Genomic DNA, 319 nt, shown 5'->3' on the forward strand with positions numbered 1-319 from the left:
GCCTGCACGAGGTCGAGCGCGTTGCAGACCGGGTGGTCGTTCTCAGGGATGGGACGCTGGCCGGCACACTCGCCAAAGGCGAGATCAACCACGATCAGATGGTCAAGCTGATGATCGGGCGCGCGCTCACGGCGAGGGACGCCGAACCGCAACGGGCGCCAGGTAAGGTCGCCCTGAAGACTACAGACATTCGTTCTGCCGCCTATCCTGCCAGAACCGTCAATCTCGACATCCGTTATGGCGAGATCCTAGGCCTTGCCGGCCTTGTTGGCTCCGGCCGCACCGAGCTTGCCCGCATTCTCTTCGGGATTGACCGCAG

General features: G+C 63.3%; 1 pseudogene. It reads left to right on the forward strand.

Features of this window, described 5'->3' with window-relative positions:
* A pseudogene (locus tag SB772_RS39770) lies at window positions 1-319 on the forward strand (sugar ABC transporter ATP-binding protein); the annotation flags it as partial.

The sequence above is a fragment of the Paraburkholderia sp. SIMBA_030 genome (assembly GCF_046535245.1).
Taxonomy (GTDB): Bacteria; Pseudomonadota; Gammaproteobacteria; order Burkholderiales; family Burkholderiaceae; genus Paraburkholderia.